General features: G+C 62.4%; 12 protein-coding genes and 1 riboswitch. Of the genes, 3 read left to right on the top strand and 9 right to left on the bottom strand.

What is annotated here, in order from left to right:
• Positions 1 to 10: 10 nt before the first annotated feature.
• The 8 genes from MB84_RS01220 to MB84_RS01185 form a co-directional block, all read right to left on the bottom strand.
• Entirely contained in the window at positions 11 to 1,015 is a 1,005-nt protein-coding gene (locus tag MB84_RS01220) for an ABC transporter permease subunit (protein WP_046290436.1), read from the bottom strand.
• Between the two features lie 178 nt (positions 1,016 to 1,193).
• Positions 1,194 to 2,834 (bottom strand): ABC transporter substrate-binding protein, encoded by a 1,641-nt coding sequence (locus MB84_RS01215; RefSeq protein ID WP_046290435.1) that lies wholly within the window; start codon positions 2,832 to 2,834, stop codon positions 1,194 to 1,196.
• 242 nt (positions 2,835 to 3,076) lie between these two features.
• The gene (gene metF, locus MB84_RS01210; RefSeq protein WP_046293287.1) at positions 3,077 to 3,907 is read right to left on the bottom strand and encodes a methylenetetrahydrofolate reductase [NAD(P)H]; all 831 of its coding nucleotides are present in this window, start codon (positions 3,905 to 3,907) and stop codon (positions 3,077 to 3,079) included.
• Positions 3,908 to 3,933: 26 nt separating this feature from the next.
• Entirely contained in the window at positions 3,934 to 4,749 is an 816-nt protein-coding gene (locus MB84_RS01205; RefSeq protein ID WP_046290434.1) for a TlyA family RNA methyltransferase, read from the bottom strand.
• A gap of 47 nt (positions 4,750 to 4,796) precedes the next feature.
• Complete coding sequence (locus MB84_RS01200; protein ID WP_039394882.1) at positions 4,797 to 5,153, bottom strand: phage holin family protein; 357 nt, start codon at positions 5,151 to 5,153, stop codon at positions 4,797 to 4,799.
• A 202-nt stretch (positions 5,154 to 5,355) separates the two neighbouring features.
• On the bottom strand, positions 5,356 to 6,771 hold the full coding sequence (gene ahcY / locus MB84_RS01195) for an adenosylhomocysteinase (RefSeq protein ID WP_046290433.1): 1,416 nt from the start codon (positions 6,769 to 6,771) through the stop codon (positions 5,356 to 5,358).
• 31 nt (positions 6,772 to 6,802) lie between these two features.
• A riboswitch (S-adenosyl-L-homocysteine riboswitch) is annotated at positions 6,803 to 6,928 on the bottom strand.
• Positions 6,929 to 6,993: 65 nt separating this feature from the next.
• The gene (locus MB84_RS01190; protein ID WP_046290432.1) at positions 6,994 to 7,677 is read right to left on the bottom strand and encodes an LrgB family protein; all 684 of its coding nucleotides are present in this window, start codon (positions 7,675 to 7,677) and stop codon (positions 6,994 to 6,996) included.
• Positions 7,678 to 7,741: 64 nt separating this feature from the next.
• Positions 7,742 to 8,197, bottom strand: a complete 456-nt coding sequence (locus MB84_RS01185; protein WP_046290431.1) for a CidA/LrgA family protein — start codon at positions 8,195 to 8,197, stop codon at positions 7,742 to 7,744.
• A 198-nt stretch (positions 8,198 to 8,395) separates the two neighbouring features.
• On the opposite strand from MB84_RS01185, the gene MB84_RS01180 reads away from it, so the two are divergent.
• From MB84_RS01180 to MB84_RS01170, 3 genes are all read left to right on the top strand, one after another.
• Complete coding sequence (locus MB84_RS01180; RefSeq protein ID WP_046290430.1) at positions 8,396 to 9,340, top strand: LysR family transcriptional regulator; 945 nt, start codon at positions 8,396 to 8,398, stop codon at positions 9,338 to 9,340.
• Positions 9,341 to 9,508: 168 nt separating this feature from the next.
• A complete protein-coding gene (locus MB84_RS01175) occupies positions 9,509 to 10,282 on the top strand; it encodes an exodeoxyribonuclease III (protein WP_046290429.1) in 774 nt (257 codons plus the stop codon).
• 23 nt (positions 10,283 to 10,305) lie between these two features.
• A complete protein-coding gene (locus MB84_RS01170; protein ID WP_046290428.1) occupies positions 10,306 to 11,058 on the top strand; it encodes a hypothetical protein in 753 nt (250 codons plus the stop codon).
• Positions 11,059 to 11,139: 81 nt separating this feature from the next.
• Here the strand turns inward: MB84_RS01170 and MB84_RS01165 are convergent, their stop codons facing one another.
• Positions 11,140 to 12,432 carry an AmpG family muropeptide MFS transporter gene (locus MB84_RS01165; RefSeq protein WP_046290427.1) on the bottom strand — a complete coding sequence of 431 codons (1,293 nt, stop codon included), beginning with the start codon at positions 12,430 to 12,432 and terminating at the stop codon, positions 11,140 to 11,142.
• Positions 12,433 to 12,481 lie beyond the last annotated feature (49 nt).

Below are 12,481 nucleotides of genomic sequence, written 5' to 3'. Positions count from 1 at the left end.
TTGACCTCCTTCAGTGCCGGATGCGCGGGTTGACGACGCCGTAAAGCACGTCGACCAGCAGGTTGACCAGAATCACGCCCGTCGCGATGAGCAGAATGCCGCCTTGCACCACCGGATAGTCGCGTCGGAGAATCGCATCGATCAGCCATTTGCCGATGCCGGGCCACGAGAAGACGTTCTCGGTCAGCACTGCCCCCGCGAGCAGCGTGCCGACTTGCAGACCGATCACCGTGATGACGGGAATCAGCGCATTGCGCAGCGCGTGCACGACGATTACGCGCCACGGCGACAACCCCTTCGCGCGCGCCGTGCGGATGTAGTCCTCACGCAGCACTTCGAGCATCGCAGAGCGCGTCATGCGGGCAATCACCGCGAGCGGCACGGTGCCGAGCACGATGGTGGGCAGAATCAGGTGGCTAACCGCCGACGCAAACGCGCCTTCGTCTCCCGAGAGCAAGGTGTCGATGAGCATGAAGCCGGTCACGCCCGGCACGTCGTATTCCACGCCGATGCGCCCCGACACGGGTGTCCATTGCAGATCGACGGAGAACAGCATGATGAGCAGCAGCCCCCACCAGAAGATCGGCATGGAGTAGCCGGTCAGCGCAGCGCCCATGGTGGTGTGGTCGAGCATCTTCCCCCGCCGCAGCGAAGCGGCGACGCCTGCTGGCAAACCGACGACGAGCGCGAAAATCATTGCGCAGAGGGCGAGTTCCAGCGTGGCAGGGAAGCGGGCGAAGAACTCGTGCAGCACGCCTTCGTTGGTAACGATGGAGCGGCCGAGGTCGCCTTGTGCGGCATGTTTCAGATAGACGAAATACTGCGTGGTGAGCGGCTGGTCGAGTCCGAGCCGCTTCATCGCTTCGGCGTGCATGACGGGGTCGAGATTGCGCTCGCCTACCAGCACTTCGATCGGATCGCCGGGAATGAGGTGAATGAGCGCGAACGCGAGGACGGTGATGCCGATGAACGTCGGGATCACCATGCCTAGTCGTCTCAGGACGAATCTCAGCATAGGAATGTTCCGTGGGGGCGTCGCGCGCCGCCAGTCCCCGGCGCAGGGACAAGTGGCGCCATGCCGCGTTAGTGAATCTGTCAGTCGTGGACGATTTTCCGTCCGGGTGCTGCGAACTGGCCCGGGCGCGGCGGCCGGGCCAGTCGGCTTTCTTCTTATCGCTAAAACGTTATCTGGCTTAGTCGAGCGACACGCCCGCGAAGCTGTTACGGCTGAACGGGCTGAGCTTGAAGCCCTTCACGTTCGTGGCCATCGGCTTGTACTGCGTCGAGTGCGCGATAGGCGAGAACGGCAGTTGCTGCGCGAAGATGTCCTGCGCCTGCGTGTAGAGCCTGGTGCGCTCCTTGACGTCGGTCGTCTGACGCGCCTGCTTGATGAGATCGTCGAACGGCTTGTAGCACCACTTCGAGAAGTTGTTGCCGTTCATGGAGTCGCAGCCGAGCAGCACGCCGAGCCAGTTGTCCGGATCGCCGTTGTCGCCGGTCCAGCCAATCAGCATGGCGTCGTGTTCACCCGCCTTGGCGCGCTTGATGTACTCACCCCATTCGTACGTGACGATGTTCGCCTTCACGCCGATCTTGGCCCAGTCGGCCTGAATCATCTCGGCCATCAGCTTGCCGTTCGGGTTGTACGGACGTTGCACCGGCATAGCCCACAGCGTGATCTCGATACCCTTCACGCCCGCCTTGTCGAGCAGTGCCCTGGCCTTCTCGGGATCGTAGCTGGCCGACTTGATGTTCTTGTCGTAGGACCATTGCGTCGGCGGCATCGGCGCGCCGTTCGACAACTGTCCTGCCGAACCGTACACGGACTGGAGGATCGCCGGCTTGTTGATGGCCATGTCGAGCGCCTGACGCACTTCCACGCGATCGAGCGGCGCCTTCTTGACGTTGTACGCCACGTAGCCGAGGTTGAAGCCCACCTGATCCGGCATCTTGATCTTCGACGCCTTGCCCTGTGCCTGAATGTCGGCCTTGAGCGCATCGACGTCCGCCGGGCGCGGATACGTCACCACCTGGCATTCGTTGCGCTTGAGCTTCTGGATACGCACGTTGGCGTCCGTCGTGATGGCGAACACCAGCTTGCCCACCTTCGGCGGCAGGTTCGTATTCCAATACTCCTTGTTGCCGTCCATACGCAGCGTGGCGTCCTTCGTGTAGCTGCGGAAGATGAACGGGCCGGTGCCGACCGGCTTGAGTGCGATATCGCGCGGGTTATTCGCTGCCAACAGCTTGTCTGCGTATTCCTTCGAGAGGATCGACGCGAACGACATGGCCAGATTCTGGATGAACGGCGCATCGACCTTCTTGAGCACGAAGCGCACGGTGTACGGATCGACGACCTCGATGCGCTCGATGTCGGCCTGCAGGCCCATGTCCACGTAGTACGGGAATTCCGCCGGATAGGCCTTGCGGAACGGCATCTCGCGATCGCCCATGCGCTCGAACGTGAACTTCACGTCTTCGGCGTTGAAGTCGCGCGTGGGCTTGAAGTATTCGGTGGTGTGGAACTTCACACCCTTGCGCAGGTGGAAGGTGTAGATCTTGTTGTCCGGCGAAATGTCCCACTTCTCGGCCAGCGACGGCATCGTGCCCGTCTCGCCCGGCACGAAGGCGACGAGGCGGTTGTAAATGGCGTCGGCGGGATCGAAGTCGGTGCCGGTGGTCAGTTGCCCCGGATCGAAACCGGCAGGGCTGCCCTCGGAGCAGTAGACGAGGGTCTTGTTCGGGAGCTCGACGGCTGCCGCGGGCGGGATCACTGCCGCTCCGGCGAGCACGGTTGCAGCCAACAGCAAACGCAGGGTGTGAGTCTGTTTCATAGGCTCCTCGTATTTTGAGTTGACGCCCGGCGACGATCGGCCGCCGAGCCCACGAGGGATATTACTTAACCTTCACCTACGTAACAACAAGCCAAATCCCTACTAAACCGCCCATTTGCGGCGTTTTTGATTAGGAAATCACCCAATATTGATTAGGATTGACTTCCCGAGCGGTCATCGGGCAGAAAAGATTGCGCGCGCCTTAGTCCATTCCTGCCCGTGCCCCCCCGTGCCGTTCGTCCTTACAGGCCGAGGCGCTGCCACATGGCCTTGGTCGCTGCCGCCGCATTGAGCGTGTAGAAGTGCAGGCCCGGCGCGCCTTCCTTGAGCAAACGCTCACACAGTGCCGACACCACGTCGAGTCCGAAGGAGCGGATGGCTTCGCGGTCGTCGCCGAAGCCTTCCAGACGCTTGGCGATCCAGCGCGGCACTTCGGCGCCGCACATTTCCGAGAACCGCATCATCTGCGAGTAGTTCGTGATCGGCATGATGCCCGGCACGATCGGCACGTCCACGCCGAGGCGGGCGACGTCGTCGACAAAGCGGAAGTAGGCGTCCGCATTGAAGAAGTACTGGGTGATGGCCGCGTTCGCGCCCGCCTTCACCTTGTTGGCGAAGTGTTCGAGATCGTGACGCGGCGATTTCGCCTGCGGATGGTATTCGGGGTAAGCCGCGACTTCGATGTGGAACCAGTCGCCCGTCTCGGCGCGAATGAACTCGACCAGTTCGCACGCGTAGCGAAACTCGCCGATCTCGCCCATGCCCGACGGCAGGTCGCCACGCAGCGCCACGATGTGACGGATGCCGTGATCGCGGTAGGTCGTGAGAATGTCGCGGATATTCTCTCGGGTCGAGCCGACGCACGACAAGTGCGGTGCGGCGTCCACGCCTTCGCGCTGGATTTCGATGACGGTGTCGAGCGTGCCCTGCTGCGTCGATCCGCCCGCGCCGAACGTCACGGAGACGAACTTCGGGCCAAGCGGGAACAGTTGCGCACGCGTCGCGCGCAGCTTCTCCGCGCCGTCGGCAGTCTTGGGCGGGAAGAATTCGAAACTGAAGGAAGGTTGCGTCATGATCGTCTTGTTATCGGGGGAGCTGTTCATGTTGCACATCTGGCGTGCACGAAGAACTCCCGGTTGCCGTCGCCGCCGGCGATGGGACTGTCGAGCCATGCGGCCACCGTCAGTCCGAGCGCTTCACAGGCGGTGCGGATTTTTGTCTCCACTTGCGCATACTGCGCGGTGTCTTTCACGAGGCCACCGCGTGCGATGTGCTCCCGTCCCACTTCGAATTGCGGCTTCACCAACATCAGCAGGTCGCCACCCGGCGCAAGCAACGGCGCCACAGCGGGCAACACCAGCGTGAGCGAGATGAACGACACGTCGCCCACGATCAGATCGAAACCTGCCTCGGGGACAGCATTCGGTCCGCCATCCGTTATGACTACCGTCAAACGCTCATCGAGCATCTCACGCGACAAGTGCCGCGCATTGATCCCTTCGAGCGACGCGAGCCGAGGCTCGCCCATCAAACGCGGATGCAGTTGTCCGCGCCCTACGTCGACGCCGACGATCTGCGCCGCGCCCGCCTGCAACAGGCAGTCCGCAAAGCCACCGGTCGACAGGCCGACGTCGAGCACCACGCGGCCCGTCACGTCGAGTCCTGTCGTGGTCAACGCGCCAGCCAGCTTGAGGCCGCCGCGCGACACGTAGCGGTCCTCGTCCGGCAATCCGTCGGCCGCCGCACGCACTTCCAGTTCCTCGTCGCTCGCCACCGGCTGGCTGGCTTTCTTGAGCGCCGTCTCGGTGCCGGTGTAATACACGCGTCCGGCATCGATCAGACGTTGAGCGACAGTGCGCGACGCCGCCAGCCCTCGGGAGACGAGGGCCTGATCGGCACGAAGAGCTTGCGACATGACTACCTATTTCCTGCAAAGAACCGTCGACGGCGAGCCGTAAACGCTTACACGTTGGACACGCGGTCGCCGAACACCAACGCCGAGAGAATCCACGAAATCAGGCTGTACAGCAGCGAGCCGAAGAGCGCCGCCCAGAAGCCGGAGACTTCGAAGCCCTTGACGACATGCGACGCGAGCCAGAACAACAATGCGTTGATGACGAAGATGAACAGGCCCAGCGTCACCACCGTGACCGGCAGGGTGAGCACGACGAGCAGCGGACGCAGGAACGCGTTGATCAGGCCAAGCACGACCGCGACGATCAGCGCCGTGCCGATGCCCTTGAGCTGAACGCCCGACACGATGTACGGCAAAACCAGAAGCGCGATGGCATTGATGAGCCAAATCAGCAGCAGACGCATGGCAAGCTCCGTAAAACTTGCCGACGCGGGGCAGTCATGCCCGCACCGGCGGTGGGAAATTCGAGTCCAGCAAGCCCCGACGGACACAACGGCAACTGACGCCATCGCACCGCCGTGGCTTCACCACGCGTTACCGCGCCGGGTCGGTACGTCGCATTCCTCCATGCGACGTGCCGACGCGCGGCGCGGCGACGTCAACCGATCAATAACGGTAGTGCGACGGCTTGAACGGACCGTTCTTGTCGACGCTGATGTACTTCGCCTGATCGTCGCTCAGCACGGTCAGTTCGGCACCGATGCGGCCCAGGTGCAGGCGCGCGACCTTCTCGTCCAGATGCTTCGGCAGCACGTACACGCTGTTCTTGTACTTGGCGCCATGCACGAACAATTCGATCTGGGCGAGCGTCTGGTTCGTGAACGAGTTGCTCATCACGAACGACGGGTGGCCCGTGGCGCAACCCAGGTTCACGAGGCGACCTTCGGCCAGCAGGATGATGCGCTTGCCGTCCGGGAAGATGATGTGATCGACTTGCGGCTTGATGTTTTCCCACTCGTACTTGCGGGTCGACGCCACGTTGATTTCCGAGTCGAAGTGACCGATGTTGCAGACGATGGCCTGATGCTTCATCGCAGCCATGTGGTCGTGATCGATCACGTGGAAGTTGCCCGTTGCCGTCACGAAGATGTCGGCCTTGTCGGCGGCGTATTCCATCGTCACGACACGGTAGCCTTCCATCGCCGCTTGCAGTGCGCAGATCGGATCGATTTCCGTCACCCACACCGTCGCGCCAAGACCGCGCAGGCTTTGCGCGCAGCCCTTGCCCACGTCGCCGTAACCGGCCACGAGGGCGATCTTGCCCGCGATCATCACGTCGGCGGCGCGCTTGATACCGTCGACCAGCGACTCACGGCAGCCGTACAGGTTGTCGAACTTCGACTTGGTGACCGAGTCGTTCACGTTGATGGCCGGGAACGGCAGCGTGCCGTCCTTTTCCATCTGGTACAGGCGATGCACGCCGGTGGTCGTCTCTTCGGTCACACCCTTGATCTGCGAGAGGCGCTTGCTGTACCACTGCGGATCGATCTCGATGTGACGCTTGATGGCGGCGTACAGCGCGACTTCTTCTTCGTTGGTCGGGTTGGCTACGACCGACAGATCCTTCTCGGCCTTGCTGCCCAGAATCAGCAGCAGGGTGGCGTCGCCGCCGTCGTCGAGAATCATGTTGGCGAACTCGCCGTTCGGCCATTCGAAGATGCGGTGACTGTATTCCCAGTACTCGTCGAGCGATTCGCCCTTGAACGCGAAGACCGGGATGCCTGCGGCAGCGATGGCGGCGGCGGCGTGGTCCTGCGTCGAGAAGATGTTGCACGAAGCCCAGCGGACTTCGGCGCCCAGCGCGGTCAGCGTCTCGATGAGCACGCCCGTCTGGATGGTCATGTGCAGCGAGCCGGCAATGCGCGCGCCCTTGAGCGGCTGGCTGGCCTTGAATTCGGCACGCGTAGCGACCAGACCGGGCATTTCGCTCTCGGCAATGGTCAGCTCTTTACGGCCCCATGCCGCCAGATTGATATCGGCAACGTGGAAATCGGAGAATTTCGAATCGACTACGGCGTTCATCACGCCTCCTTTCTCTAAAGTCTAGATAGTTGGGACGTGAGCGCCGTTCTTGGGGCCCACGCGCCAACGATCCGGAGGTCGTCCGGCGGCCGGCGGGGCCAATAGGAAGGATCTTGAGCCTGGCAGCACTTCGGCTGTCGCAACGCTCCTCAAGACCCCGGCATTGTAACAAAACTGATGCGCGAAGTTACGTCGGGAGCGACGTCCGAAGGGTTATTTTTATCAGACGGGAAGATGGGCGATGAGCGGGGCGGCAAGTACCATGAGCACACCGTTGATCATCATGACGAGGCTGGCGACGACACCCTCTTCGCCACCGATCTGGCGGGCCTTGGCCGTGCCGAAGCCGTGGGCGCCTGCGCCGAACGGGGCACCGCGCGCCATACGGGTACGCAGCGGCAGCCACGACAGCAACGCCTCGCCGAGCAACATACCGATCAGTCCGGTGATGATGACGAAGAGGCCGACCAGATCGCGCGAACCGCCCACCTGATCCGACACGACGAGCGCGAACGGCGTCGAAATCGAACGCGCAAGCAGGCTGCGCGCCATCTCCGGCGGCAATTCGAACAATCGCGCGAGGACATACGAACTACCGACGGCCACGACCATGGCGACCAGTACGCCGAACGTCAGCGCAAAGGCATGGCGGCGAATGATGTCGCGATGCTCGTAAATCGGCACTGCAAACGCGATGGTGGTCGGCCCCAGCAGCCATACGAGCCAGCGAGAATCGGCGATGTACGTCGAATACGAAATATCGCCGCCGATCATCACGCCGATGACGAGGATCGGCGCGAGGATCGCCGGACCGAGCCACACCTTGCCAAAGCGCGCATAAAGACGCTTCGACACGTAATAGAAGAAGACGGTGAGAACGAGCAGCAGGAGCGCCGTATGATTCATGACAATTCCCTGCGAATGCGATCAGCTTGAATGGCGGTGCGAACGGCGTCCGGTGCGCAATACATCAGCGACCATCGTGCGCATGCGCGCGGCGGGCCGGAATGCGGGCAAATGCCAGCTTCAGACGGCGCTCGGCGCGGCAGGCGAAGTCGACGGCCAACGCGGTCGAGACCATCACGAGCGTCGTGCCGACACCGATCACGGCCAGCAGTTGCAGGCCTTCCTGACGCAGCAGGTCGGTGTATTGCATGACGGCGGCGACCAGCGGCACGAAGAAGAGGATCATCTCGGCCAGAAACCAGTCTGCGCCACGCTTGATCTTCTCCGTCTTCAGCACGCCGCTCATGAGCAGCGCGACGACGACGAGCAAGCCCAACACGCCGCCCGGCAGGGGCAGATGAAAATGACGCGATGCAGCATCGGCTGCCAGATAGATACCCGTCAGGAGCGCGATTTGCCAAAGTACACCGACAACGCCCTTGCTACGGCTGTACAGACGGTTAGCGATCATCTTGGTCATGGCTGACTCCCTAAGGGTTTTCCTGAATATGGAATGGAGTATAGGAAGCAGCGCAACATAAATATAATGAATTAGCCGTATCAAATCGATTCCAAATTGGAATAATTTAAGTATTAACCCTAATCGTGCATACGGTCGCCTTACGGGACGGGGCTTTCCGTCGAATTGCACCATTGCGGTGCAGATGAGAGAACCAAAATGGAACTGCGCGCATTGCGAGGATTTGTGGAGGTTGTGCGACAGCAGAGCTTCACGGCGGCGGCCGAAGCGTTGTTTGTCACCCAGCCGACGGTGAGCAAAATGGTCAAGGCGCTCGAAGACGAACTGGGCACCCCGCTCATGTTGCGCGAGGAGCGCGGCATGGGTCGACGGCTCCAACTGACCGATGCGGGCCGCGTCGTCTTCGAGCGCGGCCAGGACGTGCTCGCCGCCCATGCCCGTTTGCAACAGGAGCTGGCCGATCTGGAGACGGTCTCGCGCGGCGAGTTGTCGATCGGCATCCCGCCGTTGGGCGGCGACCTCTTCATCCCGGTGATCGGTGCGTTCCATCAGCACTATCCGGATATCGAAATGAAGCTGTTCGAGACCGGCTCGCGGGCGATCGAGCAGGCCTTGCTGGCGGGCGAGATCGAGCTGGGGGCGGTGCTGTTGCCCATCGACCCGAGCGTGCTGGATGTGCTGCCCGTCTGTCATTACCAGTTGCGCCTGATCGCGCCCCGGGAGTCGCGCTGGGAGGGGCGCGCCTCCGTCGGCCTCGGCGAACTGCGCGACGAGCCCTTCGTCTTCTATGGCGAAGGGTTTGCGTTGTCGGAGCTGGTAATCGCCGCGTGTCGACGCGCGGGCTTCACACCGAAGATCGCGGGGCGCTCAAGTCAATGGGATTTCATCGCGTCGATGGTGGACAACGGCGTGGGCATTGCGTTGCTGCCGGAGCCGTTCTGCGCGCGCCTGGATCCGAAGCGTTTCGTGATAACCGACATCCGCGACCCGGAAATTCCGTGGGATCTGGCGATGGCGTGGCGACGCGACTCGTATCTGTCGCATGCGGCACGACGCTGGCTCGCGTTGGCGCGCGACATCCTCGGGCCGGGCGGCGACGGCGACGCGAAGGCGGCGATCGCAGGCGGCGCGCGACGCAAGTAACCGGGGGGTTTAGCGCACGATCCGAGGCCTGGCGCGTCCGCCCGTGCACGCGTGAGCGTCGTCCGACGGAAATGGGCGATTGCGGTATCCTTGCCGCTGACAAATTTTCCCCCTTTGCCGTTGCATCGCGTTCCATGGACGCGAGCGCGGCGCGATACATCGAGACTCATGCGCATCATTACCGCGAATCTGAACGGCGTGCGATCCGCCTCCAAGAAGGGCTTTTTCGAGTGGTTCGGCAATCAGGACGCCGACATCCTCTGCGTTCAGGAAATCAAGGCCCAATTGCCTGACATGACGCCGGACTTCCTCAAGCCGCACGACTATCAGGGCTACTTTCACTATGCGCAGAAGAAGGGTTACAGCGGCGCCGGCGTGTACGTGCGACGCGAGCCCGACGACATCGTCATCGGCTGGAACAACTCGGAGTTCGACGCCGAGGGTCGTTATGTCGAGGTACGGTACGGCAATCTGTCGGTGATCTCGGTGTACATCCCGTCGGGGTCGAGCGGCGAGGAGCGTCAGGCGGCCAAGTTCCGCTTCATGGCCGACTTCATGCCGCACTTGCTGGCGCTCAAGGCCGAGGGACGCGAAGTCGTGCTGTGCGGCGACGTGAACATCGCGCATAAGGAAATCGACATCAAGAACTGGAAGGGCAACCTGAAGAACTCGGGCTTCCTGCCGGAAGAGCGCGCGTGGCTCACGCAGTTGTTCGACGACCACGGCTACGTGGACGTTTTCCGCACGCTGGATCAGCGTGCGGAGCAGTACACGTGGTGGAGCAATCGCGGGCAGGCCTATGCGAAGAACGTCGGCTGGCGCATCGACTATCAGATCGCCACACCGGGCATCGCGGGCAAGGCGAAGACGACCTCGGTGTTCCGCGACATCAAGTTCAGCGATCATGCGCCGCTGACGGTCGACTACGATCACGCGCTGTGAGCAATACGCAGTCGAAGCGAACCATGAAAACGCTTCTATTCTGCACGAGCTACATCCGCGATGCCGACGCCTGGCAAACGCGATATCAGCGTTGGCTGGACTTCTATTGCAACGGGCCGATCCACGCCGACAAGACCCTCATGATCGACGACGGGTCGCCCTACCTGCCGCCCGCCGAGATTATTCCGACGGTGCCCGCGAGCCGCGATATCAGAGAACATGACCACGCCGTGGGCATCGTTCGCTTCGAACAGAATCTCGGACGGCAAAGCATGACCCGCTATCCCGGCTGGTGGCGCAGTTTCCTGCACGCGCACACCATCGCCGCGGCTATGGGCGCGGACAAGATCGTTCACATCGAATCCGATGCCTACCTACTGAGTCAGGCGCTCGTGGACTTCGTCAATGAAACCCACACCGGCTGGCATGTCATGTGGGCGCAGCGTTACGAACTTCCCGAAACCGCCGTTCAGATCATTTGCCGCGACCAGTTCGACGCGCTCGAAGCGTTCAAGAACGCGCACCCCGATCTGAATTTCACGGATATCGCCGAACGTCTCTTGCCGTTCACATCGGTGAACCGACATTTCAAAGGCGATCGTTACAGCGAGTTCAAACGCCGTCGGGGCATTTTTCGGTCCAGGAAATTCGACTTCATTCCGATCTTCCAGCACGACTTTTTCTGGGAACCGATTCCGCCCGACGCGGACTTCGCGACTCAGGTCGTCAAACGACAGAAGCTCGCGGTGCGCCACTCGGGCGCAACGTCACGATAAACGGCGGCGAGCAACACGGCAGGCATGGCACACACGAAGGCGGCGAACGCCTTCGGCACCGCTCGCCGAGCGCCCGCTACCTCACATTCTGCTCGCCGCAGGCACGCCATCGCCACCGTCGTCGTCGGCGCCCCACGGCGCGACTTTGGGCAGGAGCAGCATGCCCGGAATCGCGAGCGCCGTGCAGATCAGGAAGAACGTCAGCCAGCCGACGCCGTCCACGATGTAGCCCGTCCCCGCGTTCGCGAACGTGCGCGGCACGGACGCCAGACTCGTGAACAGCGCGAACTGCGTCGCCGTGTAGCGCGGGTCCGTCGTGCGTGCAATGTAAGCCGTGAACGCCGCCGTTCCCAGCCCCGCCGTGAACGCCTCGAACGCGATCACCGCGCCCAGTCCCGCGACCACCGCACCGGCCTCGGCCAGCCACGCGAAGCCCAGCACCGACACCAGTTGCAACACCCCGAACACCCACAACCCACGGTTGATGCCCAGCTTGATCAGCCAGATCCCGCCGATGATGCCGCCCGCCACGCTCGCCCACAAACTCGTCGCCTTCGCCACCACGCCGATCTGCGTCTTCGTGAAGCCCAGATCCAGATAGAACGACGTGGCCAGCGACGTCGCCATCGAATCGCCCAGCTTGTATAGAAAGATGAACGCCAGCACGAGCAACGCCTGCGACCAGCCGCCGCGCATCACGAATTCGTGGAACGGCTCCACGACCGCCTCGCGCAAGGTCTTCGGCGGCGTGCCGCGAATCTCCGGCTCCTTCACCAGCAGCGTCATCACGATGCCCGGCAGCATGAACGCCGCCGTCGCGAAGAACACCTGCGACCACGGCAAGTGATCCGCCATGATCAGCGCCAGCGATCCCGGCACCAGACCCGCCACCTTGTACGCATTCACGTGCATCGCCGTGCCCAGGCCCTGCTCGCGATCGGAGAGCAACTCGCGTCGATAGGCATCCAGACAAATGTCCAGACTCGCGCTGAAAAACGCCAGCGCCGCCGCCAGCGCGGCAATCGTCATCAGATCGCGCTGCGGCGAATACGTCCCCATGATCGCAACCGCACCCGCCACCAGCAGTTGCGTGACGAACATCCACCCACGACGCCGCCCCGGCTTCCATCCCAGAAAATTGGGCGCGAAGCGGTCCATGAGCGGCGCCCACAGAAATTTCCACGTGTAGGGGAACTGGATCAGCGCAAACAGGCCGATCGACTTGAGGTCCACGTGCTCGCTGCGCAACCATGCCTGCACCAGATTGAGCAGGATGAAGAGCGGCAAGCCCGAGGTAAAACCGAGAATCACGCAGATAAGCATCCGCGTGGGGTGGAAGACGCGCCCGTCGTCGGGCCGCAGCGAATCGGTCATGGAAAGGACAATTGGGGCCAGCCGCCTGCGATGCACGGCGCCCGGCCCC

The sequence above is a fragment of the Pandoraea oxalativorans genome (genome assembly GCF_000972785.3).
Classification (GTDB): Bacteria; Pseudomonadota; Gammaproteobacteria; order Burkholderiales; family Burkholderiaceae; genus Pandoraea; species Pandoraea oxalativorans.
The sequence above is the reverse complement of the archived record's forward strand: the minus strand, read 5'-3'. Positions and strand labels throughout refer to the sequence as shown.